This window comes from Paenibacillus sp. A14 (assembly GCF_036864815.1).
Classification (GTDB): Bacteria; Bacillota; Bacilli; order Paenibacillales; family Paenibacillaceae; genus Fontibacillus; species Fontibacillus sanfengchensis.
Window position 1 is genome coordinate 539,283 of record NZ_JBAGJD010000001.1, and the last position, 24,681, is coordinate 563,963.

Consider the following 24,681-nt stretch of genomic DNA (forward strand, 5'->3'; position numbering starts at 1 on the left):
GCCTTTATTATATCACATCCATCCCCCAGGAAGAAACCATACCGGGGGTCAATGGTCCCTGTTCAATAAATTATCGGCGATATCCAATAAACGCTCGGGGTTCGGAATGCCGCCGCAAGTAACCGCTTCCTTAGCCGAGCGGGTCAGCCGGTCCACCTCGGCGCGGGATGCCTCCAAGCCTAGGAAATAGGGGTAGGTCACCTTCTTCTGCTTAACGTCGCTCTGCGTTTTTTTGCCCAGTTTCGCTTCATCTCCGACCAAATCCAAAATATCGTCCTGAATCTGAAAAGCAAGCCCCAGAGCTCGCCCATAGATTTCCAGTGCCTTCAGCTGTTCTTCCGTGGCGGAAGCGATCCTGCCGCCGGCTTTTAAGGAAAATACGATTAAGTCACCGGTTTTGCGCTCATGAATGTATTGAAGCCGCTTCAGGTCGGTCAGACCTTGCTCCCCTTCCATATCCGCCACCTGGCCGCCTACCATGCCGGATGGACCGGCATACACGGCCAACTCCTCCACAATCGAGAGCACCTCTTCCACCTTTACGCCGGGCTGCCGCGCCGCTTGAACCACACTGTAAAAAGCATGCGTCAGCAAGCCGTCGCCCGCCAATACCGCCGTCGCCTCCCCGAACACCTTATGATTGGTCGGTTTCCCGCGCCGGAAATCATCGTCATCCATCGCCGGCAGATCATCATGGATCAGCGAATACGTATGTACCATTTCCACGGCGCAGGCGACGGGCAGCGCAGCCTCCCGGCTCGCCCCCAGCGACTCCGCCGCGGCAATGACCAGCAGGGGCCGCAGCCGTTTGCCGCCGGCCATCAGCGAATACTCCATCGATTTCGCGAGGCTCTCCGGCACTTCCCAGGCTCCCGGCAGGAAGGATTCCAGCCTCGTGCCCACGAGCCCGGAAATCTCCCCGATGTAATCGTTTATTGAAGGCTTAGCCAAGTGCATCGCTCTCCTCTATCTGTGGTTGAAACGGTTTTTTCCCGATTTCGCCGTCATTGTCCACGATCATTTCGATTTTCCGTTCGACCTGCGTCAGCTTTTGGCTGCAAAGCTGGGAAAGCCGCATACCGCTCTGGAACAATTCGATCGCCTGTTCCAGCGGTACGTCCCCCCGTTCCAACTGGGACACGATATCCTCCAACCGGTTCATCGCATCTTCGAAATTAAGCTCCTGTTCCTTCTCCTGTTCCTGTGTTTCTTTCGCCATGTTCGTTCTCCTCTCCTTTCCGCATTCCCCAAACCTGGCAATCCAACTCCCCGTCAGTCATCTTTACTTTGATCATATCGCCGGGCTCGACATCATTCAGCGATTTGATCAGCCTGGTCCCGGGCTCGTCATAGACGAGGCTGTAGCCCCTCCCCATCACCTTCAGCGGGCTTAAGGCGTCAAGCTGACGGATGCCGTACGACAGCTGCCGGGCTTTATCCTTCAGGATGGCGGTCATTGCCTGGCGCAACAGCCGTTCCCCTTCGCTCCGGCGCCGCTTGGCAAAGAGCAGGCTCTCCTGCGGATGGTAGCGCAACAGACGCTGGTGCAGACGGTCGTGCCTGGCGGCCGTCAGCTCGGCGCGGGACGCCATTCCCTGCTGCAGCCGCGCTTTAAGCATGTCCAGCCGCTCCGCGTGCTGGAGCAGCGACCGCTGCGGCTGCCGCAGCGCCGGCGACGCCTGGAGCCGGCGGAGCCGCTCGCGCGCCTGCGCCAAGCGGTGCTGCAGGCTCTGCTGCAGCGCCTGCTCGCGCTGGCGCAGCTGCGCCTTCAGCTCGGCCGCGTGCGGCACGGCGAGCTCCGCGGCGGCGGTGGGCGTTGCGGCCCGCAGGTCGGCGACGAAATCGGCGATCGTAAAGTCGGTTTCATGGCCGACGGCCGAAATGACAGGAATCGCCGATTCGTAGATCGCCCGAGCGACCTGCTCCTCGTTAAACGCCCACAGCTCTTCGAGCGAGCCGCCGCCCCGGCCGACGATCAGCACGTCGGCCTCCCCCAGGGCGTTCAGCGTACGGATCGCCTTCACGATCGCTGGCGCAGCGCCCTTGCCCTGCACCAGCACCGGGTGCAGCACGACGGCGGCCTGCGGATACCTGCGCTGCAACGTGATCAGGATGTCGCGGATCGCCGCGCCGGTCGGGGAAGTGATGACCCCGATGACCTTCGGAAACCGGGGCAGACTCCGCTTTCGTCCGGGCGCGAACAGCCCCTCCGCCTGCAGCTTGCCTTTCAGCTGTTCATAGGCGAGATAGAGGCTGCCGATCCCGTCGGGCTGCATATGGGTCGCATAGAACTGATACTGGCCGTCCCGCTCGTACACCGACACGTTTCCGCGCGCAATAACGCGCGTGCCCTCTTTCGGAATAAACGCCAGCCGCTGGTTATGCGAGGCGAACATGATACTTTTGATCCGGCTGTCCGCATCCTTTAGCGTAAAATACATATGACCGCTGGAATGGTGCGTGAAATTGGAGATTTCCCCCCGAATCCACACCTCGGACAACAATGTGTCCGATTCCAGCTTCATTCGGATATACCGGTTAAGCTCCTTAATGGATAAGACGCGCTGCTCCATTTAGGGTCCTCCTCTCCCAAAACTGGACCCGAATCCTTAAGCGAGGCCGTTTAATCTTTTTGCGGCGAGCAATGTGTTCTGCATCAGCATCGTAATCGTCATCGGCCCTACGCCGCCAGGCACGGGAGTGATTGGACCGGACACTTCCTTCACGGATTCAAAGTCCACGTCCCCGGCCAGTTTGCCATTGTCCAGGCGGTTCATGCCGACGTCGATCACGACGGCCCCCGGCTTCACATAGGAAGCATCGACGAAGTTCGCCCGGCCGATCGCGACGACCAGAATGTCCGCTTGTTTCGTTATTTCCTTCATATTGGCGGTTTTGGAGTGGCACATCGTGACCGTCGCATGCTCGCGCTGGAGCAGCAAAGACACCGGCTTGCCGACGATATTGCTGCGGCCGATGACGACCGCATGCTTGCCGGCCATCTCAATCCCGGTCCGCTTGATGAGTTCGATGACCCCGGCCGGCGTACAAGGGAGCAAACTGTCGTCGCCGATGACGAGATTGCCGACATTTACGGGATGGAATCCGTCCACATCCTTTTCCACGGCGATGGCATCGATTACGGATTTCTCGTCGATATGTCCCGGCAGGGGCAGTTGCACTAGGATCCCATGAATATTCTCCTGGCGGTTCAGCTTGTCCACCAGCGCAAGCAGGTCTTCCTGGGAAGTCGAAGCCGGGAGACGATGCACTTCCGAGTAGTAACCCAGATCCTGGCAGGCCTTCTCTTTGTTGCGGACATAAACCTGGGAAGCCGGATCCTCACCGACAAGGACAACCGCCAGCCCCGGCTTAAAGCCTTGCTTGGCCAAACGCTCGACTTCGCCGCGCAGGCTCCCCCGAATTTCCTCCGATACTTGCTTGCCGTTAATGAGTGGTGCTGTCATGTTATCCTCTCCTTATCTGAGTTTTCTATTGTTGCCCATCTATCCGGATGGCTGCCCGGACTTGATGCTATAGCTTCGTCTTCAATTGATCCAAATCCTGGATCATTTTGCCGAGCACCCCGTTCACGAATTTGCCCGAATCGGGCGTACCGAAATGCTTCGCCAGTTCGATCGCCTCATTTACGGCCACCTTGCCGGGAACATCCTCCCGAAAAATCATTTCATAGGCGGCCAGGCGCAAAATCTGCCGATCCACCTTCGACAACCGGCTGATTTGCCATCCTTTTAAATAATCGGTCAGCAAACCGTCGATCGCCTCCTTGCGGTCCCATGTCCCCTCCACAAGCTCCAGAACAAACGCCTTGGCGCCTTCCAGATCCTTTGTTTTGACCTCGCCTTCGTTCTCGCCCGCCGCTTCGGTGAGCAGCATCGTCACCGCTTCTTCGGCCTGCACTTCATTCATTTCCATATGATATAAACACTGTACCGCAATTTCTCTCGCCAATCTGCGTTTCATAGGTTGCCTCCTTGAACTTGATCTTTCCGCTACTTTCATCATGAGCCAAAAACGCGCGATTCATGACGCGCAACTTAATAAATTCCGATGATGTTATCTCTACCCTCACGGCCAAAAAAAAACCTGCAGCATGCTTCCTCCGCAAACGGGCAAAATAAAAAGATGCTCTTTTTCCGGAGGAAGCATATCACAGGAATCATTTAAATGGACGCCACCTTGACGCCAGCCAATTCTTCAGTTCCCCCCACGGAAGGAAGGGCCCCTGGTCCAAATCCTTGTACTTGCCGAAGGTATACCCGATGAACAACAAGAGCGCGCAGAACAGCATATTCCAAAATCCGAAGAACAGGTAGATCGGGCATAAGAAAACGGCGGCCGCAAGCCCGACCAAACGTCCCTTGTGACTCTCCCATAACTGCTTCCAAAACACCATGCTACCCCCTATTCAACCCGGCTTTTGATGACAGGCGACTGCACAAGGTTAGCAATATAAACGGATACGTAAGACACCGGTATACCTGTGATTTCCTCGACGTGGTCATGAACCTGCTTCTGCACTTCTTCCGTTAAAGTCGGTATCGGGGTATCCCCATCGACCAACGCCCGCACCATAATGTCCAGTCCCGATTCCGTAATGCGGATCCGCGTCTTAACCTCGCGAATTCCACGAACTCGGGAAGCGGCCTTGTACGCCAGGTTTTCGATCGTTTCGGTGGAGATCTGAATATCCCCGTACTCCGTCCGCTGATCGATCGACGAAAGGGAGTTGCGGTCGCGCCGGATGGAAATGTAGAAAAAACGAAGGCTGAGTAAAAACAGGACCGCCGCGATCGCGATGCCGGCGATCCATGCCGGCCTTTCCATGCTCTTGTCCAGCTCCAAAGGAATGGCTTCCGTCAACAGGAGGATGGCGATTACGGATAAAGCTCCGATACTCAGGCTGTAAATAAACAGCAAGAGTCTGTCCAAAATTTTGGCCACGACTATAAGCCTCCTTATACAAACGAATGGTCTATAACTATAGCAAACCCCTGACGCATTGGTCGGGGGTTTAGGCCAGGCTTATTTCACCCTGTGGCTTAAATCGGTTTCTTCGGAACGTTCTGCCGTTTTGAAGATAACGTCATGGATATGTACGTTGACTTCCACCACGTTCAACCCGGTCATGGTTTCAATCGATCTCTTGACGTTACGCTGAATCTCCGTCGCCACTTCGGGCAAACGGTTGCCGTATTCCACGATCACGGAGACATCGACCGCCGCTTCGCGTTGGCCAACCTCCACCTTCACGCCCTTGGACAAATTCTTTCGTCCGAGCAGTTCGGCAATGCCGCCGGCGAAGCCGCCGCTCATTCCGGCAACGCCCTTCACTTCCACGGTCGCAAGACCGGCGATAACCTCAATGACTTCGGGAGCGATTTGAATCTCCCCGATGTCGGTCCGTTCGAATTCCGTAGGCAAAGAACTCATTCTATCATCCACCTCTCAATAAGTATGACGCCCTCTTGTCTAAGACCGCGCACTTATTATACATACTATATCATTTCGGGTTCATTATGACAAACCGCTCCCCGGAATTAAATCTCATATTCTTCCAGAAATTTAATGTCAAAGTTCCCGTTCAGAAAAACCGGATGCTCCAGCAGCTTTTGATGGAACGGTATGGTCGTATGAATCCCCTCAATCACAAATTCGGCCAAGGCCCGTTTCATTTTGGCCACGGCTTCTTCACGGGTAGCCCCCCAGACGATCAGCTTGGCGATCATGGAGTCATAGTGCGGACTTATCGTGTAGCCGGGATAAGCGGCGCTATCCACGCGGACTCCCGGACCCCCCGGCGCGAGATAAAACCCGATTTTCCCCGGAGAAGGCATGAAATTTCGGGAAGGGTCTTCCGCATTGATGCGGCATTCGATCGACCAGCCGTTAATAACGACGTCTTCCTGGGAAAAAGACAGCGGATTGCCTTCCGCCACGGAGATCATTTCCCGAATAAGGTCGATGCCGGTAACCATTTCGGTGACCGGATGTTCTACCTGAATCCGCGTGTTCATCTCCATAAAGTAGAATTGACCGTCCGGTCCGAGCAAAAACTCCAGAGTCCCCGCCCCGGAATAATTCACCGCAAGCGCGGCCCGAACCGCAGCTTCGCCCATCTCTTGCCGCTTCTCCGGCGAGATCACCGGGCATGGCGCTTCCTCCACCAGCTTCTGGCGCCGGCGCTGCACGGAGCAATCGCGCTCGCCGAGATAAACGGCATTGCCGTGCTTGTCGGCGATAATCTGGATCTCGACGTGCTTCATGCCGGTCAAGTACTTTTCCAGATAAACGCCGGCGTTGCCGAACGCTTTTTGCGCTTCTTGCTGGGCGGTCGTAATCTGCTTGATCAACGATTCCTCGTCCTCGGCGATCCGAATGCCTTTGCCCCCGCCTCCGGCCGTCGCTTTGATGATGACCGGGTAACCGATGTCACGCGCCACCATCACGGCTTGCTCCAGATCCTCGATCAGGCCGTCGGAGCCCGGAATTACCGGTACGTTCGCTTCTTTCATCGTCTGCTTCGCCACGGCCTTGTCGCCCATCTTGGTGATGGCTTCCGGCGAAGGGCCGATGAAGGCGATGTTGCAGGAACCGCAGATTTCGGCGAAGTCGGCGTTCTCGGCCAGGAAACCGTATCCCGGATGGATCGCGTCGCATTCGGTCAGCGTCGCTACGCTCATCAGGTTGGTGAAGTTCAAATAGCTGTCCTTCGCCAGAGTCGGACCGATGCAGTAGGCCTCGTCCGCCAGCCGGACATGAAGGGAATCCTTGTCCGCTTCGGAATATACGGCAACCGTGGAAATCCCCATCTCACGGCAAGCCCGAATAATTCGAACCGCGATTTCTCCCCGGTTCGCTATCAGTATTTTATGAAAGTTCACAGTTTCCATCCTCCTTGGAAAAGCTTACCCCTACCTAATAAAAGGCACGGCCTATCGATCACTCCGGCTTCACCAAAAAGAGAGGCTGCCCGTACTCCACAAGCTGTCCGTTCTCCGCGAGAATATCGATAATCTCGCCTTTAATCTCGGCCTCCAGCTCGTTCATCAGCTTCATGGCTTCAATGATGCAAACCGTCGTTTTCTCCCCGACCTTGTCGCCGATATTTACAAACGGATTAGCCTCGGGAGAGGCGGCACGGTAAAACGTACCGACCATCGGAGAGACAATTGTATGTAAATTGGCCGCGGCTTCTGCCGGACGCTGCACCGTTTCGGCGGCACTTTCAGCAACCGGGGCCGATACGCTGGCTGCAGGAACTGCGGCCGCACCGGTCACAACGGCCGGCTGCATTTGCACGAACTCGGTTTTACCCGGTTTTCGGATACTCAGGCGAGCGCCTTCGTTTTCAATTTCCAGTTCCTGTACGGAAGTCTTGTCCACCAATTCAATCAACTCTTTGATCTCATTCAAATTAAACATATGCATCGTTCACTCCTTCAGCTTTTTCAAACAAAGCCTGGATTAGCTCAAATATTAAAAAATTGTGACCTCGTCTTAACTTTATGTATTATATCACAATCGACTAAAATGGAAAGAGCCCAAGGTTTCCTCGGACTCTTCCCATATCAGCGGGAAAATCCCCGCATTCGGCAAAATTCGACCCGGCGTCAAAACGCTCATTACTGGGTCACATATTGGACGCTAACTTTATCTTGCGATACGCCGAGCTCTTTTATGACGAGATCCATAATATTGACCGCATCCTTGGCCGCGAGCTTTTCACTGACCACCAGAACCTTGTATTTATCATCGCTTTCAGTAACGACAGCATTCGCGTAGGTTTGCTGCAATTTTTCTTCGATGTTATAAATTTTTTCTTCCTGCTCCTCCAGAGCGCTAAGCTCCTGTTGCGCCATCGCTGCCTCGTCCAGCGACTTGCTTTCGTCGTTGATGGTTTTAACCAGCTCATCCTGTTTTTTGGCGTGCTGCTCCGAACGCTGGAACTGATAGGCCGTCAGCGAATCCGCCGCCGATTGGCCTTGGCCTTCCAATTGCTTCAGCACATCCGCGTCTTTGCCCGCGGCAGCGGAATCGGCGGAACCCTCACCGGTGCCGGTTTTATCTTTCGCCGCGGCTGCCCCTTCCTGGGTCCCGGAGGCGCCGTCCTTGGCTGCACCTTCCGTATCCGCCGCGCCGGCATCCGTCTTGGCCTCATCGGCCGCCTCCTTTTTGTCCGCGGTTCCGTTCGCCTCGGCGTCGCCGCTGTTCTCAGGCGTAATCTTCCCCGCTTCTTCTTCGGATGTCACCTCGGTTTTTCCGTCCTCCGCCGAGATTTCCGAAAGCACTACATCCTCATTTTGCAACATTTCATCACCCGTCGCGGTTCCCGGTGTCTTTTCGTTATGGATGGACGAAACCTGTTCGCCTGTAGCGGACTGATTCTTGGTTGAACTGTCCTCGGTGAACAAATAATAAGCGGATAATACGACCATCAAGCTGAGCATCGATACAAGCCATACCGTTTGTCTTTTGGATTTCATTCCTAAATTCCTCCTAAATCTAAATTTGTTTTTTATTGCGATTGCTTCCGCGGCACGACCGAGATCCGGTAAGCCGGAACGTTCAGTCCTTTCTCCACCGCATCCACAATCAGACCCTTGACGGTTTTGTTTTCGGCCCCTCTGGCTACAATCAGCACGCCGCGTACCTTCGGCTTGATTTTTTTTGTAATGATCGGCTGTTCTTTCCCCGAAACTTCATACGTCACAATTTGTCCGTCACGCGAATACTGGGTGATACTCCGTTTTCCCCCGTCGGCATCGGTCTCTTCCGTTATTTCCTGCGTATCCTTCATGTTGCGCTGCACGAGGGTCTCCTCCGTCGAATCGATCGTTACCAGGACGTCCACCGTGCCCACGCCCACTACTTTTTCCAAAATTTCCTTCGTTTTGTTCTCCAGCGATTGCTCGATGCGGGCAAACGGGCTGTCATTCGCCTCAGGGCTCACGGCGTCCGGCGAGGTTACCACCCCCTGCATAACCGGAGGCTCTCTCCCCTCTCCGCCGGGCTCCACCCGCTTGACGTTAACAAAGGAATTGAACAGCATGATCGCCACCCCCACCAAACCGACGATCAACAGCAACCGGAAGGTCTGGATTCTCTTTTTCTCTCCGCCCCCTTTTCCGATCCATTGCTCGAGTTTTTTCAGCCATCCCGGCACACGATTCACCTCCTTAACTTGGTACATGCTCGCTTTCCCGAACCGTAATCGATTCGCGCGAAATCCCCCATTCCCGAAGCAGCAGTTCCTCTATCCGCTTGGTTACGGAGGAGCGAACCTCCCCGGTATCGGCCATCCCCTCGGATGCAGCGGAACTGTCCGCGGAGGCTTCCGCTGAGACTTCCGCCGATACCTCCACTTCATCAATCCGGACTTTCGCTACCGGCTCCACGGCAATCCGTTTGCTCTTTGCCTGTTCCTCGGCGGCGGACGTCTCCCCCGTTCCCATCACCACTTGAACGGATTGGATCGTCGGCCCCCCGGCCGCGCCCGCGGTGTCTCCTTCTGCGGGGGATTTCCCTTCGCGGATGTTCACGACCACCCGTTCCACCGGCCTTCCGGTTTCCTTCTCGATCTGCCGCTTCATCTGCAGGGCCGCTTCCTCTCCGGCCCACTGCAGCGCCTCCGCTTCCCGCCGTTTCCTGAGCAATTCCCCTTGCGCCAAAATGGAATCGGTTGCCGCCTCCGAGCCCGCCTTCTCCAGTCCGCCCCAACTATCCGTAAAGGCGGTTTGAATTTTTTCGGCGGCATCGGTGGAGAATAAGCGCATGAGCGGGGAGAGCAAAGTCAACAAGATGAGCAGGCTGACCACAAATTTCACGTAGCGTTCCATCGCCCGATTCGGCAGAAGCAAATCGATAAATACGGCGATCAGAACGACAAGGATAATCTCCTTCAGCCACTCTCCTATAAATGTCATGTTCCTTCCCCCTTGACCAGGTGCCCGTTATCTCATCATGACGGTGACATTCCCGGCCGTCAGCATAATCGTGATCGCCAGGAAGAACATCAGGCCCACGGCGGCCAGCGCCGCAAACACGTAAAGCATCGATTTCCCTATCGTTTCCAGGCAGGTTGCTATCGGCGACTCCCCAAGAGGCTGCATGACCGCCGCGGATAAATTGAAAATAAGCGCCAGTGTCAAAATCTTGATCGCCGGAAATGCGCAGAGAAGGAGCAGGATGATCACCCCGACCAGACCGATGGAATTTTTAACGAGCAGCGATGCCGAAATTACCGTATCGGTAGCATCGGCAAATACTTTGCCCACTACCGGCACGAAATTGCCCGTAAGATACTTGGCCGTCCGCAATGTCACGCCGTCGGCAACCGATCCGGTGATGCCTTTTACGGAGATGACGCCCAGGAACACGGTAAGCAGTACGCCCAGGATCGCCATGCCCACGGTCCGGAGCAGATTCGCCAGTTGAGTCAGCTTGTATTTCTCCGACAAGGAGCTGACGATGTGCAACACCGCCGAGAAAAACAGAAGCGGGTAGACAACCGTGTGGACGATCGTACCAACCGCGTGAACCATGAACACGACCAGCGGATGGGTGACCGAAACGGTGACGACATTCCCCATCGATGCCAGCAGTGTAAACAACAGCGGCACCATCGCCATCATAAAGTCGATCATCCCGGTGATGGCGTCCGTCGCATAGGTGACGGCCACATGAAAACTGTTGATGGCGAGTACGAGAATCACCATGTAACAGATGGAATAGGCGACCTTGCTCACCTGATTCCGCTCGAAGGCGGTCTGCAGCGTTTCCAGGATCATGCTAAAAACGGCCAAAAGTACGATCGTAACGAGAATATGACCGTTATAGAGCACCTCGTGCCACATGTACTTGAGCAATCCCGTCATGGCCGATTTGAACGAAAATTCCTGGTCTTTGGAGAACAGCATATCCATGAAAGAAGGCATGTGCCCGTCCGGGAAAAATCCGCCGTACTCCTTCATCAAACTCTGCCAGTAGGTTTCCACCTTATCCGTCGGCAGCTCTTCCGCCTGCCGCTGTATCCAGTCCCCGGCGGGACCTTCTTCCGCAGCCAGGGCGGGGAGGGGAATCTTGAGAAGCATCAGGCCGATAAGAATCAGAAACAGGGTTTTGAGCCGCCAATCGCTTTGCCTTGCTCTCATTCTTGTCCCACCTTTGCTCATGCCGGCAGCAATTTAATGACGGTCTCGATAATGATGGTGATGATCGGAATGGCCAGAACCATGATCATCACTTTTCCCGCCAGTTCGATTTTGGTAGCGATGCTGTCCTGGCCCGCATCCCTGACGATCTGCGCCCCGAATTCGGCGATATAGGCGATGCCGATAATTTTCAAAATCGTTTTTAAATAGATCATCTGTACGCCGGACGATTCGGCCAGGTCTTCCAGGACTTCGATGATTCCGCCGATCTTGCCGATCAGGAATAAAAAAATATATATACCGGTGCTTGCGGCGATTAAAAAAGCGAACAGCGGTTTTTGTTCCTTAATGACGAGGATCAGCACCGTCGCCACGAGCCCGAGGCCTACAACTTGAATGATTTCCACGTTAAGGATCACCTACTGGAAGAGAAAAATCGATTTGATTTCCTGAAACAGACTGTCCAGCAGCCGGATCACCATAAACAGCACAACGACGAAGCCGATCAGCGTCACCCAGTGGGCCATGTCTTCCTTGCCCATCTGCTTCAACACCGTGTGGATCATGGCGATGATGATCCCGATGCCCGCGATTTGAAATATGGCGTTCACTTCTATGTTCATTGACTTGGCACCTCGCTATCATATTCACAGGCGAAACAGGAGTAGGGAGGGGGGCTGGAATTAGTAGAATAAAATGACGATGAACGCTCCGCATAGCAATCCCAGGCTCTTGAACATTTTTTCATATCGGGCCTGCTCCTCCCGCGCCGCGGCTTCCTCGCTTTCCAGTTGGCGGACGGCGGTCTCGAGATGGCCGAGCTGATCGCTCCGGTCGCTTGCCCCTAGCGTAAAGCTAAGCTGGAGCAGTACATCCTTCTCGGCGGCCTTCATGGCGGTATGCTTCCAGCCCGTTTCCACCGCATCCTGCAGACTTTCCTGGGCCGTCCGGTTGCCGTCCGGGTTCATCGACTCCGCCGCGCCCCGAAAGATCGACCGGATCGGCTCCCCGCCCTGTTCGCCGATGCGCCGCAGGGCCTCCGGCAGCGGTGTAAAGCCGTACGTGACTTCCGTTTGCAGCCGCCTCAGCGCCAGGATCAGCTTGCGGATCTGGTTCGGCCGGCTGGCGTACTGCTTGGCCTGAATCCAACCGGCCAGCGTCGCCGCCGTGATGATCAGAACGGCTCCAAGCATCTTAAGCATGCTCGTCCCTGCCCTTCCAGCCGGCTTCCTGTACCCTTCTCCGCTTCCCGTCCCATAGCCGGAAGGAGGTGCCTTTCTCCGTCCGGTTCAGTACCGCGTACACTTGAAAGAAGGCGGTCTCCGAAAGCTTGGACAACGCGGGCCGGGAAGCCATGTCTTCCACGCCGGAACCATGTGCCGTGGCGATCACGCGGACTCCGGCGTGAAGCGCTTCGGCCAGCGCCTCCGCATCCTCCGGCCTTCCGATCTCATCGACGATCAGAACATCCGGCGACATGGAACGGATCATCATCATGATCCCCTCCGCCTTCGGGCACCCGTCCATCACATCCGTGCGCGGCCCGATGTCAAAGCTGGGCACCCCGCGCTTGCTGCCTGCGATCTCGGATCTTTCGTCAATGACGGCGACTTTCAACCCGGGCCATTTCGCTTCCGGATGCCTCCAGGTCCCCGCGCTGATTTGCCGGGCCAAATCGCGGATCAACGTCGTTTTTCCCTGCTGCGGCGGAGACACTATCAACGTGTGCAGGATGCTGTGCTGCTTAAAATCCAGCAGATGCGGAAGCAAGTTATCGGCGATCCCGCGAATCTCTCTGGCGATCCGCACGTTAAACCCGCTGATATCGCGCAGATGCTCCACCCTTCCTCCGCTCAACACGGTCCTGCCGGCCAGTCCGATCCGATGTCCGCCGGCGATCGTAATAAAGCCTTTGCGGAGCTCCTCTTCCATCGTATAAAGCGAGTGGTTGGTGATAAGATCAAGCAGCCGATTCCCCTCCGGCTTACCGGGGATGTAGGCCTCCGCCGGCTGACGGGTCAAGCCTCCCTCAGGAGTCAAAAAGTAAAAACGTCCGCCGGCGTTCACCTCAAGCGGGCGCCCCTCCCGGATCCGCACCTCCTCGAGTTCCGCGAATAGAGCGGGCGGAAGCTTGGCCAACAGGGAGCGGAGGTGGTCGGGAAATACGTTTAGCCAGCTATGGCTATGATCCATAGGCGTACCCCCAAATCTTTCTCGCTAATATGGATGATGCATGTCTTTTTCCCTTGCGGTATATCTCATATTTATGCCTGTACTCCGTCTTTATGACGGGAAATCTATCATTTCTTCAAAATGCCGATTAAGAGACACGTAACCCCGCAACCGATCCAAAGCATCTTTCCCCAGGAAAGTTTGTCCGCCATGCCGGCCAGTCCGATGGAAGTAGTCACGATCAGGATCATCGGCCCCACAAAAGCAAGCGCCGAATTGACAGCGAGCGCTTTATCGACCCTTCCCAGCTTCAGCATCAACAGCGCCGCCAAAATTTCGATCGTACCGGAGATGATCCGCAACGTCGCCATTCCCGTAACGAATTTATCAAGCATAAGGTCCTCCTTCTTGTCCAATGTGCTCATTTATCGATATGCCGGAGCTTGCCGTTTTAGAAAAAAAAGAACCGCCCAAAACTTTGGACGGTTCAAATCCTATTGAAAAAGGTCGCCTTTAATAGGGCGACGCGGTTTCATTCAATTCTTGATGTTCCTTGATAGCTTAACGTCGGTCTTTCGGCCCGCCCACAAACACTTGGCTGTCCGTATCAAGCCCATAAGCAGTGTGGAGCGCCTTGACGACTTCGTTCAGTTTGCCTGCTTCGATGACGCAGGAAACCTTAATTTCCGAAGTGCTGACCATATTGATGTTCACACCTTCTTTGGAGATGACGTCAAACATTTTAGCGGCGACGCCCGGATGGCTGACCATGCCCGCTCCGACGATCGATACTTTTACGAGATCGACTTCCGAAGTAACCTCCTCGTAGGGAAGCTCGTTCCGAATCCCTTCCAGGACGCCAAGGGCTTTCTCCCGGTCGGAAAGAGCGACGGTAAAGCTGAAGTCCGCTTTCCCGTCCTGAACGCCGCTCTGAACGATGATATCTACGTCGATTTTGGCTTCCGCCAGCGAACCGAACACTTTCGCCAGGACGCCCGGTACATGGGATACGCCCAATATACTGATCCGTGCCACATTTTTGTCATAAGCGATTCCGCTGACTACTACACCTTGCTCCATCTTGACATCCTCCTTGACAACTGTGCCTTCATTATGGTTAAAGCTGGACCGGACGACGAGGCGAACCTGATTATGCTTCGCATATTCCACCGCTCGCGGATGCAAGACGGCCGCTCCCAAATTCGCCAGCTCCAGCATTTCGTCATAAGAAATTTCCTCCAGCTTGCGGGCGTTCTTGACGATCCGCGGATCGGTCGAATACACGCCATCCACGTCCGTATAGATTTCGCAGACATCGGCGGAAGTGGCGGCGGCCAGCGCTACGGCCGTCGTATCCGAGCCCCCGCGTCCGAACGTGGTAATTTCGCCGTCCTCCGTCATGCCTTGGAAGCCGGCTACGACGACGATATATCCTTCCTCCAAAGCCTGTATCACGCGATCGGGATGGATCCCCGTGATCCGGGCCTTGCCGTGTACGGCTTCCGTCCGGAACCCGGCTTGCCAACCGGTGAAGGAAATCGCTTTTCTTCCAAGCTGTTGTATCGCAATCGATAGCAGGGCGATGGAAATTTGCTCCCCGGTCGTCATCAGCATATCCATCTCGCGAGCTGGCAGTTCGCTGCCCAGCAGCTTCGCCTGATCGATCAGATCGTCGGTCGTATCGCCCATGGCGGAAACGACAACCATAACCCGGTGCCCTTCATCCTGTTTCTCCACCACGCGCCGGGCTACGCGCTGCATGCGCTCCGTATCCCCCACGGAGCTGCCTCCGAATTTCATTACATATAAAGCCAAGTCGGACCCTCCCTAATGTTCGCAATCCTATCCAACAAGTTTGCCTGTGGAAGTACTATTGCCATTTTTCTATCACTAACGCTTTAAACCAGTATAATACGAAAGACCGGAAGGAAGTCAATGCTTTTGGCGCCATTAGCAAGAAAAACATCTCGTTGACGCCCATCATGTAAAATTCTTTAGTTATAAAAATTCCCCCATCCGATAATGGATGGAGGATGTCGCAAAACCCTGACTCATTGTAACCTTAAGCCCGGGAAATGTATTTTCCTTCGCGGGTATCGATCAGCAAAATATCGTCTTCATTGATAAACAATGGAACCTGTACGTTGAGGCCGGTTTCTACCTTGGCGTTCTTCGTAGCGCCCGTTGCCGTGTTGCCTTTGATCCCCGGCTCGGTTTCCACGACGCGAAGCTCCACGCTGTTCGGCAGGTTGATGCCGAGAATTTCGCCTTGATAGCTGACGATTTTTACGTTCATATTTTCTTTCAGGAAATTAAGTTCCCATTTCAACTGGTCTTCGGACAAGCTGAATTGGTCATAAGTTTCATTGTCCATGAACACATGATCTTGACCGCTCGCATACAGATACTGAACGTCGCGGTTCTCGATAATCGCCCGGCCGATCGTTTCACCGGCACGGAACGTCTTCTCCACCGTGTTTCCGTTGCGGAGGTTTTTCAATTTGGAGCGGACGAAAGCCGCGCCTTTCCCCGGTTTAACGTGCTGAAAGTCCAGCACGGTAAAAATATCGCCGTCCACTTCGACGGTTAAGCCTGTCTTAAAATCGTTTACTGAAATCACAAAAGAACCTCCTCAAGTGGGTTAAACTATTTATTGTTATTTAAAAATTACCCCATTCAAAACCCGCCATTCGACGAATTACCCTAACATCATAAATTCTTTGGTCGATTCCGTCAAACGCTTGGCCCCATTCTCCGTAATGACAACATCGTCCTCAATCCGCACCCCGCCGAATCCCGGGATGTAAATCCCCGGTTCCACGGTAACCACCATACCCGGTCTGAGAATCGTGTCACTTAGTTTGGAGACGCGCGGTTCCTCATGAACCTCCATACCGAGGCCATGGCCCGTACTGTGGCCGAATTGATCTCCATAGCCATAACGCGTGATGATATCCCGGGCGAGCGCGTCCGCTTCGCGGCCGGTCATGCCCGGACGGAGGAACTCAAGCGTATGCATTTGGGCTTCCAGAACGATATCGTAAATCTCCCGGTGTTTGGCCGTAGGCTCTCCGATGAAAACCGTACGGGTAATGTCCGAGCAATAACCGTTCATGTAGGCGCCAAAATCCATCGTGACGAATTCGTTCCTTTGGATCACACGGCTGCTGGCTACACCATGCGGCAGCGCGGAACGCTCTCCGGACGCGACGATGGTGTCAAATGATGTTCCCGCCGCTCCTTGCTTGCGCATGAACGTCTCCAACTCCAGAGCCATGTCCCATTCCGTCACTCCCGGCTTAAGCACTTCCAGCATATGCAGATAGGTACGATCGGCCAGATCGGCGGCCTGTTTCATCAATTCCAGCTCATCGTCATCCTTGTAAAGCCGCAGCTCTTCCACCAGACCGCCCACCGGTACGAGCTTGCACGGCTGCAGATCCCCTTCCAGCGCACGGTAAGTGGAGAATACCATGTTCGTTTCCTCAAAGCCCAGCTCTTTAATCCCTTCCGCGGAAAGAAGCTCCTTCAGATTGTCCACAACGGAGGGGCCATGCTGCACAATTTCAAATCCGGGCGACTGTTCGGCAGCCTGTGTCATATAACGGAAATCCGTCAGCAAAAACGCCTTCTGCCGGGTAACGAGAACATATCCCGAACTTCCCGTAAACCCCGTCAAATAGCGACGATTAAAAGCGTTCGTTACCCATAACGCCTCGAGCTGCTCCCGCTCCATCACTTTTCGCAAGCCCTCTACACGTGTATTCCCCATATTTAACTCTCCTTACTTGTTAACTTGCTTCCGCGACACACTTTACGAAATCGCCTTAAAGAAGCTTTTGCAGGTGGCGTTTAAGCGCCGCCAGCCCCAACTCATACCCGTAAGCACCGAAGCCGGCGATCTGCCCCACCGCCACCGGAGCGATCACCGAATGATGGCGAAAAGCTTCTCGGGTATGAATGTTGGATAAATGCACTTCCACCGCAGGGAGGTTTACCGCGGACAGCGCGTCTCGGAGCGCGTAGCTGTAATGAGTGAGAGCCCCCGGATTGATTAGAATGCCGTCGCAGGTACCGTACGCTTCATGAATTTTATCGATCAAGTCGCCTTCGTGATTGGATTGAAAAAAAGAAAGCTCGATGTCTTCATTTCTTGCCAGTTCGTTTAACCTTGCTTCGATATCCTTCAGGCTTTCGGAGCCGTAGATTCCGGGCTCGCGAATCCCCAGCATATTCAAATTCGGGCCGTTTAGCACAAGGATGCGATACATGTTGGCTCACCCTTCCTGGATCAAGGTTCATCAGAACGGCTGTTATCCGAATTCCAGAACCTCCCCTGTAAAAATAACCAAAAGTTATTTTACCATAGGAAAGTGGGTATTGAGAAGCACTTTGTCCTAGTGCAGCACCTTGTTCGGCTCCCGGGTCCTTTCATTTGTATATTCCTGCGCTGCGGTGTAACCGATAAACATTCCCCACAGCAAAAATACGCAAAACTCGCTGAACAAGGTGTCAAACGAATGCTCGGTGGCAGGGCGGGTCATTTTGGTGAACGGTCCCAAAACAAAGAACAGGACCAGCCACCAGAACACGCCGTAGGCCAGACCGGGCCACGGTCCTTTTATTTTTCGGAACGCTGCCGTGTAAATCATGGAAGCGACAATAGAAAATAGAATAAAGGACAGCCAACCCGCATAATACCCCGGCTGTGTCAGCAAATACGCATGTTTAAAGAACGGTTCCAGTAAAAACCCGGGGACGATCCCCGTAAATTTCATGTAATAAAGCAACCCTCTGAACGCGCCCCATATCAGTCCCGCAAAAAAGCCGAGCTGCAGGGAAAACAGCCAGATGTTCGTCTTTTTTTCCCGCTTGAACCTATGCTGGATCATTTCGCATTCCCCCTTTTTCCATAATTCTTTATTGTTGCCATTAGTATGCGCAATTCAAAAAAGACTAAACAAACTAGAATTTACATAAGAAGTTCGATACAATGTGTTTAAGAAGCATCTTTTTCTATTAAAACGATTCTAGGAAGGTGAAATAGTTGCCTGAGCAATCCACACCCACGATCTATGGTGGCCAAGCCGTTATGGAAGGCGTCATGTTCGGCGGAAAACATGTCAATGTCACTGCAGTTCGCCGTAAAAACGGAGAGATCACCTTTTTGGAAGTGCCCAAACAGGATAAAGCCTGGGTGAAAAAACTGCGTAAAATCCCGCTTGTCCGCGGCCTGGTCAGCATTATCGACTCCAGCGCCAAAGGATCCAAGCATTTAAATTATTCGGCCGAGGCGATGGCCGACGACGAGCTTTCGCCGGAGGAACGCGCCGCGCAAAAAGAAAAGGAAGAATCCTCCTTCTCACTGTCCATGATTCTGGGGGTGGCGGTGGTAGGCGTGCTTTCATTTATCGTAGGGAAGCTGATTTTCACGGCCGTTCCTGCGATGGTCGAGCAGTTCATTTTTCAGCATGCATTTGAGAATCAGACTTTGCATACCCTGATTGAAGGAGTCATCAAAATCGTCTTCCTTCTGGGGTACCTATGGATTATCTCGCAAACGCCGGTCATCAAGCGCCTTTTTCAATATCATGGGGCGGAACACAAAGTGATCAGCGCTTATGAAGCCGGCGAAGAGCTTACGCCGAAGAACGTGCAGAAGTACAGCCGCCTTCATTACCGCTGCGGCAGCAGTTTTATCATTTTGACGGTGATTGTCGGCGTCATTATTTACTCCCTCCCGATCTTCAGTTGGGATTCCGTATGGGAGCGCGTATATATCCGCATCCTGCTTCTGCCGCTAGTCATCGGCATTTCGTTCGAAATGCTCCGCTTTACGAATGCGGTCCGGGACATTCCGGTACTCCGGTTCCTTGGTTATCCCGGGCTATGGCTTCAATTGTTAACCACCAAAGAACCGACCGACGATCAGGTCGAAGTCTCCATCGCCTCCTTTAACCGGATGCGCGAGCTGGATGCCCGGCTGGAGCAATCCTCGGTGATGGAAACTGATATCGGCCGTTCTTCCTTGGACCCCGTGAAAGGATGATGAACGCATGAAAAAACAGGCCATTCTATTCTGGATCGTTATCGCCTTAGCCGCCTTCAGCATTTTGGATGGACTGTTTGGAAGAGGAAGATTGGACCTTGGCGGTCTGCTGATTCCGCTCACTGTCGTTGGTATCATATTTCTGCTCTATAAATTCCCGCCGCGCCAATTCCGAAAGTCGACGCCCAAGGTGAAGCCTTCGGCCCGGACCATGGCCAAAGTCGCCGGAGAGCGCCGCCAGACGGGAGGAAAACGCAAGTCTTATCCTTTTCAGGTGATTGAAGGCCAAAAAGGAAAAAATGACGACGATTTGCCGAAATATCACTAATTCACGCGAGCCTGCTGATACTTTATGAACTGCTCTTCATAATACTGGTCGTTCCAGTCCCCGAAGAAGCGGTTCCCGGCCCTGAGCCCGGATTCATAAAGCAGCAGGCTCTCTTCTTTTCCGATGTCAAATTGCGTGGTCGAAATCCCGAGCGTAGGAATTTTAACCGTCCGGTAGCGGTTCTCTTGTTCGATGTAACGTTCATCGTGGGCGGACAGCATCGTCTCCACCAAAGCCTGCAGCATGGAGAACGGGCCGCGGATCACATGGGGTTGGTTACTGTTTTTGCCGACCATCTGAAACCCTACCGTCGGAATAATCTTGTCCTCCTTCAGCGCGGCCGGAGTCTGATCGAACAACCATAACGGAAAATTGCTGAGCAGCCCGCCGTCCACGATGTGGAGGAACTGATCGGGAAACCGTTTGCCTTTAGCCAGCTTCGGGGGCAAGCGGAGCAGGACAGGGTCAAAAAAGTACGGTATGCTGCAGCTCATCCTCACGGCCTTGGCCACCTCAAACGCCTCGGGGCGGAGTCCGATCTTCGCCAAATCATCAGGAAGCACCAGGATTTTGCCGCCGGTGATATCCGAGGCGATAATTTTCAATTTATGTTCCTGTAGATCCCCGAAGGTTCTTATGCCTTTATCCAGCAGGATTTTTCGGATCCACTCTTCCAACGCCTCGCCGGAGTATAACCCTTTCTTTATAAGCACGCGCAGAGCCGGACCGATTAACGAAGTGTTAAAGATCGGTGCTCTGCGCAAAAAACGGGTAAATGAGGTTTCCAGAATAATTTCCCGCATCTCCTCCCCATCATAGCCGGCCGCCAGCATCGAAGCGACGATGGAACCCGAGGACGTCCCGGCAACCCGGTGAAATCGCCAGCCGTGCTCTTCCGCCGCCTTCACCGCGCCGGCCAGAGAAATGCCCTTAACTCCTCCACCCTCAAAAACGCCGTTCATAAGCATAAGAAAACCCCCATCCGCTACATAAGTCTTATGCTTATGTATGAGGATGAGGGTTGTTTGTATGCTTACTTATTGCCGTAATAGGTTTGAAGCAACGAAATAAGTCCGAGCGGATTTTTTAGCAAATCCTTGGCACTGAAAAAGATGCTGCCGCTAATTTCCGGGACGGTCCGGTTGTAATCCAGCTGGTCGATGATTTCCTGAGCGGTATTCCAGCCGATCTCCGGTGTACCGATTTTGTAAGGCGCGTGTCCAACATAAAGCTTCACGCCCGTACCCCTTACCTCCCCGGCCCACCATTTCGCAATAATGTCATAGCGCGCTTCTTTGCGGGTCATACTCCAATAAATTTGCGGCACTACGTAGTCGATCCATCCTTCACGAATCCAGGTGCGGACGTCGGCATAGGTGCTGTCATAGGCGGTAATGCCGGCGCGGGTATCCGATCCCGTAGGATCTGTGGCCTTATTCCGCCATACTCCGAAGGGGCTGATGCCGAAGGACACGCTCGGTTTAACCGCGTGAATACGAGTATCGAGCTCTCGAACAAGATCGTTGATATTGTCCCGGCGCCAATCTCCTTTATCGCCGATATTGTTGGCGTTATAGCTTTTGAATGTATTATCGTCATTAAACTTGACCTTTGCCGTCTCACCCGAAGGATAGAAATAGTCGTCAAGATGAACGCCGTCGATATCGTATTGGTTCACGACTTCCATGATGGCATCGACGATATGCGCCCGGGCCTCCGGAATCCCCGGATTGATGTACAGCTTGCCGTCAAACTTAACGATCCACTCCGGATGCTGCTTCGCCACATGGTTTGCCGGCAGCTTGCTTACATCGCTTCCCGTGCTGGCGCGAAACGGATTGAACCAGGCATGGAACTGCATGCCCCGCCGATGCGTTTCCTCGATGAGAAATTGCAGCGGATCATAACCCGGGTCTTTCCCCACCGTTCCGGTTAAAAAGCCGGACCAGGGGACAAGCTCGGAACGGTAAAGCGCATCCGCCGAAGGCCGAACTTGTACGAACACCGCATTGATCCCTGTCTCCTGCAGCTCATCAAGGAGTTTGGTATACTCCGCTTTTTGGGCATCGGCCTTGCCGTGAGAGGCTTTGCTGGGCCAATCCAGATTCGAGACAGTCGAAATCCAGGCTCCGCGCAGTTCATCGTTTTGCGCCGGGATGTCCGGCTGCTGCGGCTCGGTTGGCGGTGAAGCCTCGGGCGGCTTTTCAGCCCCCCCGACCGGTGACGTAAGCGTAATAATTCTTGAAGTCGGATCCCAATCCACCGTAAGCCCCAACTGCTCGCCGACAAAGCGAAGGGGTACCATCGTCCGGCTGTTCCGGCTCTCCACGGAAACCTCCAGCGGCACGTTTGTCCCGTTCACTTCCGCCGTGTTGTTTCCCATCTTCAACACAAGCGTGTTACCGTCCTTTTCGATCGTGGCGGAACGGGTTGCCGATGACCAGTCAACCCCGGCCCCCATTTCTTCACTGATGACCCGAAGCGGGACCATCGTCACATTCACTATCGGCTTCACATAGGGCGCCGAATCACTCGGGAGAATTTCTCCGTCCATCATGATTTGAATGTCGCGGTCCGAAGCCGCCTGAACCTGCCCCGTTCCGGACACAGGCCAGACAAGGACGAAAACCAAAAGAGCAAGTAACCAAACCCGAAAAAATTTCATTTGCAACCTCCAATATTAAAATCCCTTAAACAACTCTACCTAATGTAAACGCGCAGAAGGCCCCTGGAGTTGCGGACAAACCGCAAAATTTAAAGAACCGGGCCGGCGAAAAAGCAAAAAGCGCGAACGGCGAGGGGTTCTCCCTGCATTCGCGCTTTGCAAAAATATCATGTTTTGTCACTTGTCAGATTCACGATTCCCCTAGCAGTTCCTGCTGAACCCTGCGCAAATCCTCGGCCCGGGAGCTCTCCCGCTTGAAATACTCGACCAGGCCGGCAATGCACGTAATGGAATCCCAGCTCAAATGATGCTCGATTCCTTCTACATCTTTATATATATTCTCATGATCGACGCCGATCATTTCGAGGAATTCTTCAAGCAACTCGTGACGGTCAACGAGCCGTTTCCCTACTTTCTTCCCCTTGTTCGTCAAAACCAAGCCCCGATACTTTTCATAAATTAAATACTCATCTTTATCCAGCTTCTGGATCATCTTGGTGACGGATGAAGGATGGACCTCCAACCCTTCCGCAATATCGGAAACTCGGGCGTATCCTTTCTCGTCGATCAATTTGTAGATACGCTCCAAATAATCTTCCATACTGGGCGTTGGCATCTGGTATTACCTCTTTTCCATGAGTTCACGCGGACCTGACATACAATGCACATCCCGCTACTTGTTTAATGATACATGTTAAACTTGTCTGTTGGCAAGTCTGCAGATAGAGCATTTGTTGCTCATGGAAAGGCAGTTCACTCAGAATTTCAGCCATTCCGGCGTCATCTGCTGCAGCCAGATCGTAATTTGCGCCATCCGATTCGTAAACAACAATATCCCCATAAGCAGCATGATTCCACCGCCGACCTTCATGAGAACAGCCGAATAGCGGACGATCCATTTCGTCGAGCCGACAAAAAAAGCAAGGGCAAAGAATGGCAGCGCAAACCCGGCCGAATAAGCCGTAATCAACCCGAGCCAGGTCCCCGGCTCGCTCACCGCCAGTGCGATAATCGCAGCGAGGATCGGGCCGACGCAAGGGGACCATCCCGCCGAAAAGCCGATACCGAAAATAAAGGACCCGATGTAACCCGTCGGCTTGAATTTCAAATTCATCTTCCGCTCGCGCATTAAAAACTGGGGCTGGAAGATACCCAGCAGGAAAAGTCCCATCAATATGATTAATATCGCGGACAGTTGGCGAATCAAATCACGGTTATTGTTGAAAACCTCGCCGAACAAACCCGCGCCGAAGCCCAAGGTATAAAATACCGCGGAAAATCCCAAAATGAAGGCCAGCGTATGCGTCATGGTTCTGAAGCGGACTTCCCGCTTGTTCTGTTCGGTCTTTAGCGTCTGCACCGACAGACCGGTAATATAGGACAAATAGGACGGGTATAACGGGAGGCAGCAAGGCGAAATAAAAGACGCGATCCCCGCACCGAAAGCCACCCAAATATTCATGTCGGCCATAACATCCTCCCTCCATGTCTATGAGGAAAATCCCTTTTTCCCGATCAAAGTTAAGATCAGCATGGCGATCAGCAGCAAAACGATGGTAGCGCCGGGAGCCAGGTTCCAAATCCCGGCGGTTACCAGACCGGCGACCACGGCGATTTCGGCGATGGCCACGGAGAAGATCACCGAGGACTTAAAGCTTCTGGCGATCAGCAGGCTGCAGGCCGCCGGAATCGTGAGCAGCGCCGAAACGAGTAAAGCGCCGACGATTTTAATCGACGTGCTGATGACCAGCGCCGTCATCACCGTAATCAGCATATTCAGCAGTTTGACGGGCAGGCCGCTGACCGATGCCGCATCCTCTTCGAACGTCAGCAAAAACATCTCCTTGAAGAAAATCGAGATCACCGTGACGACAACGACGGTTACCGCCCCGACGACATAGAGGTCCGTGGTGTCCAGCGTATATATGCTGCCGAACAAATAGCTCATAACATCTGTATTGTAACCCATTCCCAGCGTGAAGAACAGGGAAGCCAGAGCGACCCCCCCCGCCATAATGACGGCGATGGACAGCTCGGCATAACCTTTATAGGCTTTTCGCAGCTTCTCGATCGCGAAAGAGGCCACGACGGCAAAAACGAGCCCCACCCCGATCGGATAGACGTTGATCAGAAAGCCCAGAGCCACCCCGGCGATCGTGACGTGGGCCAGCGTATCCCCGATCATCGAAAGCCGCCGCAAAACAAGAAAAATGCCGATCAGGGGAGCCGTCAGCCCGATCAGCAGCCCGCCTGTCAGCGCTCTTTGAAAAAAATCCGCAGTTAAAATCTCCAA

Annotated in this window: 31 protein-coding genes; 2 read left to right on the forward strand and 29 right to left on the reverse strand. The window is 53.9% G+C overall.

Annotation, left to right across the window (positions count from 1 at the left end; genetic code table 11):
- Positions 1–48: 48 nt before the first annotated feature.
- The 24 genes from V4U88_RS02665 to V4U88_RS02780 all read right to left on the reverse strand — a co-directional run bounded on the left by V4U88_RS02665 (position 49) and on the right by V4U88_RS02780 (position 18,238).
- The gene (locus tag V4U88_RS02665; protein ID WP_442951864.1) at positions 49–951 is read right to left on the reverse strand and encodes a polyprenyl synthetase family protein; all 903 of its coding nucleotides are present in this window, start codon (positions 949–951) and stop codon (positions 49–51) included.
- Positions 944–1,219 carry an exodeoxyribonuclease VII small subunit gene (gene xseB / locus V4U88_RS02670; protein WP_334071676.1) on the reverse strand — a complete coding sequence of 92 codons (276 nt, stop codon included), beginning with the start codon at positions 1,217–1,219 and terminating at the stop codon, positions 944–946. Before xseB ends, V4U88_RS02665 begins: the two co-directional genes overlap by 8 nt.
- Positions 1,176–2,573, reverse strand: a complete 1,398-nt coding sequence (xseA, locus tag V4U88_RS02675) for an exodeoxyribonuclease VII large subunit (RefSeq protein WP_334071677.1) — start codon at positions 2,571–2,573, stop codon at positions 1,176–1,178. The genes xseB and xseA overlap by 44 nt, the downstream gene beginning before the upstream one ends.
- A gap of 36 nt (positions 2,574–2,609) precedes the next feature.
- Complete coding sequence (gene folD, locus V4U88_RS02680; protein WP_334071678.1) at positions 2,610–3,467, reverse strand: bifunctional methylenetetrahydrofolate dehydrogenase/methenyltetrahydrofolate cyclohydrolase FolD; 858 nt, start codon at positions 3,465–3,467, stop codon at positions 2,610–2,612.
- A 67-nt stretch (positions 3,468–3,534) separates the two neighbouring features.
- Complete coding sequence (nusB, locus tag V4U88_RS02685) at positions 3,535–3,984, reverse strand: transcription antitermination factor NusB (protein ID WP_334071679.1); 450 nt, start codon at positions 3,982–3,984, stop codon at positions 3,535–3,537.
- A 196-nt stretch (positions 3,985–4,180) separates the two neighbouring features.
- Complete coding sequence (locus V4U88_RS02690; protein ID WP_416367227.1) at positions 4,181–4,417, reverse strand: DUF2273 domain-containing protein; 237 nt, start codon at positions 4,415–4,417, stop codon at positions 4,181–4,183.
- Between the two features lie 8 nt (positions 4,418–4,425).
- On the reverse strand, positions 4,426–4,965 hold the full coding sequence (amaP, locus tag V4U88_RS02695; RefSeq protein WP_334071680.1) for an alkaline shock response membrane anchor protein AmaP: 540 nt from the start codon (positions 4,963–4,965) through the stop codon (positions 4,426–4,428).
- Between the two features lie 81 nt (positions 4,966–5,046).
- On the reverse strand, positions 5,047–5,454 hold the full coding sequence (locus tag V4U88_RS02700) for an Asp23/Gls24 family envelope stress response protein (protein ID WP_334071681.1): 408 nt from the start codon (positions 5,452–5,454) through the stop codon (positions 5,047–5,049).
- Positions 5,455–5,561: 107 nt separating this feature from the next.
- Positions 5,562–6,905, reverse strand: a complete 1,344-nt coding sequence (gene accC, locus V4U88_RS02705) for an acetyl-CoA carboxylase biotin carboxylase subunit (RefSeq protein WP_334071682.1) — start codon at positions 6,903–6,905, stop codon at positions 5,562–5,564.
- 58 nt (positions 6,906–6,963) lie between these two features.
- Positions 6,964–7,446: an acetyl-CoA carboxylase biotin carboxyl carrier protein gene (gene accB / locus V4U88_RS02710; RefSeq protein WP_334071683.1), complete on the reverse strand. Its 483-nt coding sequence runs from the start codon at positions 7,444–7,446 to the stop codon at positions 6,964–6,966.
- A gap of 200 nt (positions 7,447–7,646) precedes the next feature.
- The gene (locus tag V4U88_RS02715) at positions 7,647–8,507 is read right to left on the reverse strand and encodes a SpoIIIAH-like family protein (protein WP_334071684.1); all 861 of its coding nucleotides are present in this window, start codon (positions 8,505–8,507) and stop codon (positions 7,647–7,649) included.
- Positions 8,508–8,539: 32 nt separating this feature from the next.
- Positions 8,540–9,187, reverse strand: coding sequence for a stage III sporulation protein AG (spoIIIAG, locus tag V4U88_RS02720; protein ID WP_334071685.1), 648 nt, complete (start codon positions 9,185–9,187; stop codon positions 8,540–8,542).
- 13 nt (positions 9,188–9,200) lie between these two features.
- A complete protein-coding gene (gene spoIIIAF / locus V4U88_RS02725) occupies positions 9,201–9,947 on the reverse strand; it encodes a stage III sporulation protein AF (RefSeq protein WP_334071686.1) in 747 nt (248 codons plus the stop codon).
- Between the two features lie 27 nt (positions 9,948–9,974).
- On the reverse strand, positions 9,975–11,174 hold the full coding sequence (spoIIIAE, locus tag V4U88_RS02730; protein WP_334071687.1) for a stage III sporulation protein AE: 1,200 nt from the start codon (positions 11,172–11,174) through the stop codon (positions 9,975–9,977).
- A gap of 17 nt (positions 11,175–11,191) precedes the next feature.
- On the reverse strand, positions 11,192–11,581 hold the full coding sequence (spoIIIAD, locus tag V4U88_RS02735) for a stage III sporulation protein AD (RefSeq protein WP_334071688.1): 390 nt from the start codon (positions 11,579–11,581) through the stop codon (positions 11,192–11,194).
- A gap of 12 nt (positions 11,582–11,593) precedes the next feature.
- Entirely contained in the window at positions 11,594–11,797 is a 204-nt protein-coding gene (gene spoIIIAC, locus V4U88_RS02740; protein WP_009225775.1) for a stage III sporulation protein AC, read from the reverse strand.
- Between the two features lie 60 nt (positions 11,798–11,857).
- The gene (gene spoIIIAB, locus V4U88_RS02745; RefSeq protein ID WP_334071689.1) at positions 11,858–12,376 is read right to left on the reverse strand and encodes a stage III sporulation protein SpoIIIAB; all 519 of its coding nucleotides are present in this window, start codon (positions 12,374–12,376) and stop codon (positions 11,858–11,860) included.
- Positions 12,369–13,367 carry a stage III sporulation protein AA gene (spoIIIAA, locus tag V4U88_RS02750; RefSeq protein WP_334071690.1) on the reverse strand — a complete coding sequence of 333 codons (999 nt, stop codon included), beginning with the start codon at positions 13,365–13,367 and terminating at the stop codon, positions 12,369–12,371. Before spoIIIAA ends, spoIIIAB begins: the two co-directional genes overlap by 8 nt.
- 107 nt (positions 13,368–13,474) lie before the next feature.
- Positions 13,475–13,741 carry a YqhV family protein gene (locus tag V4U88_RS02755; RefSeq protein WP_148451795.1) on the reverse strand — a complete coding sequence of 89 codons (267 nt, stop codon included), beginning with the start codon at positions 13,739–13,741 and terminating at the stop codon, positions 13,475–13,477.
- A gap of 166 nt (positions 13,742–13,907) precedes the next feature.
- Positions 13,908–15,161, reverse strand: coding sequence for an aspartate kinase (locus V4U88_RS02760; protein ID WP_334071691.1), 1,254 nt, complete (start codon positions 15,159–15,161; stop codon positions 13,908–13,910).
- A 247-nt stretch (positions 15,162–15,408) separates the two neighbouring features.
- On the reverse strand, positions 15,409–15,966 hold the full coding sequence (gene efp / locus V4U88_RS02765) for an elongation factor P (protein WP_334071692.1): 558 nt from the start codon (positions 15,964–15,966) through the stop codon (positions 15,409–15,411).
- Positions 15,967–16,044: 78 nt separating this feature from the next.
- Complete coding sequence (locus V4U88_RS02770) at positions 16,045–17,118, reverse strand: M24 family metallopeptidase (RefSeq protein ID WP_334071693.1); 1,074 nt, start codon at positions 17,116–17,118, stop codon at positions 16,045–16,047.
- Positions 17,119–17,173: 55 nt separating this feature from the next.
- On the reverse strand, positions 17,174–17,617 hold the full coding sequence (gene aroQ, locus V4U88_RS02775; RefSeq protein ID WP_334071694.1) for a type II 3-dehydroquinate dehydratase: 444 nt from the start codon (positions 17,615–17,617) through the stop codon (positions 17,174–17,176).
- A 126-nt stretch (positions 17,618–17,743) separates the two neighbouring features.
- The gene (locus tag V4U88_RS02780; protein WP_334071695.1) at positions 17,744–18,238 is read right to left on the reverse strand and encodes a YqhR family membrane protein; all 495 of its coding nucleotides are present in this window, start codon (positions 18,236–18,238) and stop codon (positions 17,744–17,746) included.
- A gap of 155 nt (positions 18,239–18,393) precedes the next feature.
- Here V4U88_RS02780 and V4U88_RS02785 point away from each other — a divergent pair, with 155 nt between their 5' ends.
- Both V4U88_RS02785 and V4U88_RS02790 read left to right on the forward strand, forming a co-directional pair.
- A complete protein-coding gene (locus tag V4U88_RS02785) occupies positions 18,394–19,395 on the forward strand; it encodes a DUF1385 domain-containing protein (RefSeq protein WP_334071696.1) in 1,002 nt (333 codons plus the stop codon).
- A gap of 7 nt (positions 19,396–19,402) precedes the next feature.
- Positions 19,403–19,723 (forward strand): hypothetical protein, encoded by a 321-nt coding sequence (locus V4U88_RS02790; RefSeq protein WP_334071697.1) that lies wholly within the window; start codon positions 19,403–19,405, stop codon positions 19,721–19,723.
- On the opposite strand, the gene V4U88_RS02795 is transcribed toward V4U88_RS02790, so the two are convergent.
- The 5 genes from V4U88_RS02795 to V4U88_RS02815 all read right to left on the reverse strand — a co-directional run bounded on the left by V4U88_RS02795 (position 19,720) and on the right by V4U88_RS02815 (position 24,681).
- Positions 19,720–20,691 (reverse strand): patatin-like phospholipase family protein, encoded by a 972-nt coding sequence (locus V4U88_RS02795; protein WP_334071698.1) that lies wholly within the window; start codon positions 20,689–20,691, stop codon positions 19,720–19,722. The genes V4U88_RS02790 and V4U88_RS02795 overlap by 4 nt on opposite strands.
- 65 nt (positions 20,692–20,756) lie before the next feature.
- Positions 20,757–22,388, reverse strand: coding sequence for a family 10 glycosylhydrolase (locus tag V4U88_RS02800; RefSeq protein ID WP_334071699.1), 1,632 nt, complete (start codon positions 22,386–22,388; stop codon positions 20,757–20,759).
- A 190-nt stretch (positions 22,389–22,578) separates the two neighbouring features.
- Positions 22,579–23,004, reverse strand: a complete 426-nt coding sequence (gene mntR, locus V4U88_RS02805; RefSeq protein WP_334071700.1) for a transcriptional regulator MntR — start codon at positions 23,002–23,004, stop codon at positions 22,579–22,581.
- 141 nt (positions 23,005–23,145) lie between these two features.
- Positions 23,146–23,859, reverse strand: a complete 714-nt coding sequence (locus V4U88_RS02810; protein ID WP_334071701.1) for a cytochrome c biogenesis CcdA family protein — start codon at positions 23,857–23,859, stop codon at positions 23,146–23,148.
- Positions 23,860–23,877: 18 nt separating this feature from the next.
- On the reverse strand, positions 23,878–24,681 hold the full coding sequence (locus tag V4U88_RS02815; protein WP_334071702.1) for a metal ABC transporter permease: 804 nt from the start codon (positions 24,679–24,681) through the stop codon (positions 23,878–23,880).

What these genes read in the sequence shown, in the direction of transcription:
- aroQ (WP_334071694.1), bottom strand. Translation starts at nt 17,617, where the DNA reads ATGTATCGCATCCTTGTGCTAAACGGCCCGAATTTGAATATGCTGGGG.
- V4U88_RS02715 (WP_334071684.1), bottom strand. Translation starts at nt 8,507, where the DNA reads ATGAAATCCAAAAGACAAACGGTATGGCTTGTATCGATGCTCAGCTTG.
- spoIIIAF (WP_334071686.1), bottom strand. Translation starts at nt 9,947, where the DNA reads ATGACATTTATAGGAGAGTGGCTGAAGGAGATTATCCTTGTCGTTCTG.
- V4U88_RS02780 (WP_334071695.1), bottom strand. Translation starts at nt 18,238, where the DNA reads ATGATCCAGCATAGGTTCAAGCGGGAAAAAAAGACGAACATCTGGCTG.
- xseA (WP_334071677.1), bottom strand. Translation starts at nt 2,573, where the DNA reads ATGGAGCAGCGCGTCTTATCCATTAAGGAGCTTAACCGGTATATCCGA.
- V4U88_RS02700 (WP_334071681.1), bottom strand. Translation starts at nt 5,454, where the DNA reads ATGAGTTCTTTGCCTACGGAATTCGAACGGACCGACATCGGGGAGATT.
- V4U88_RS02770 (WP_334071693.1), bottom strand. Translation starts at nt 17,118, where the DNA reads ATGGGGAATACACGTGTAGAGGGCTTGCGAAAAGTGATGGAGCGGGAG.
- V4U88_RS02755 (WP_148451795.1), bottom strand. Translation starts at nt 13,741, where the DNA reads ATGCTTGATAAATTCGTTACGGGAATGGCGACGTTGCGGATCATCTCC.
- nusB (WP_334071679.1), bottom strand. Translation starts at nt 3,984, where the DNA reads ATGAAACGCAGATTGGCGAGAGAAATTGCGGTACAGTGTTTATATCAT.
- V4U88_RS02800 (WP_334071699.1), bottom strand. Translation starts at nt 22,388, where the DNA reads ATGAAATTTTTTCGGGTTTGGTTACTTGCTCTTTTGGTTTTCGTCCTT.
- V4U88_RS02795 (WP_334071698.1), bottom strand. Translation starts at nt 20,691, where the DNA reads ATGCTTATGAACGGCGTTTTTGAGGGTGGAGGAGTTAAGGGCATTTCT.
- accB (WP_334071683.1), bottom strand. Translation starts at nt 7,446, where the DNA reads ATGTTTAATTTGAATGAGATCAAAGAGTTGATTGAATTGGTGGACAAG.
- spoIIIAA (WP_334071690.1), bottom strand. Translation starts at nt 13,367, where the DNA reads ATGGATCATAGCCATAGCTGGCTAAACGTATTTCCCGACCACCTCCGC.
- spoIIIAE (WP_334071687.1), bottom strand. Translation starts at nt 11,174, where the DNA reads ATGAGAGCAAGGCAAAGCGATTGGCGGCTCAAAACCCTGTTTCTGATT.
- xseB (WP_334071676.1), bottom strand. Translation starts at nt 1,219, where the DNA reads ATGGCGAAAGAAACACAGGAACAGGAGAAGGAACAGGAGCTTAATTTC.
- V4U88_RS02790 (WP_334071697.1), top strand. Translation starts at nt 19,403, where the DNA reads ATGAAAAAACAGGCCATTCTATTCTGGATCGTTATCGCCTTAGCCGCC.
- V4U88_RS02810 (WP_334071701.1), bottom strand. Translation starts at nt 23,859, where the DNA reads ATGGCCGACATGAATATTTGGGTGGCTTTCGGTGCGGGGATCGCGTCT.
- mntR (WP_334071700.1), bottom strand. Translation starts at nt 23,004, where the DNA reads ATGCCAACGCCCAGTATGGAAGATTATTTGGAGCGTATCTACAAATTG.
- spoIIIAC (WP_009225775.1), bottom strand. Translation starts at nt 11,797, where the DNA reads ATGAACATAGAAGTGAACGCCATATTTCAAATCGCGGGCATCGGGATC.
- folD (WP_334071678.1), bottom strand. Translation starts at nt 3,467, where the DNA reads ATGACAGCACCACTCATTAACGGCAAGCAAGTATCGGAGGAAATTCGG.
- V4U88_RS02690 (WP_416367227.1), bottom strand. Translation starts at nt 4,417, where the DNA reads ATGGTGTTTTGGAAGCAGTTATGGGAGAGTCACAAGGGACGTTTGGTC.
- spoIIIAB (WP_334071689.1), bottom strand. Translation starts at nt 12,376, where the DNA reads ATGCTTAAGATGCTTGGAGCCGTTCTGATCATCACGGCGGCGACGCTG.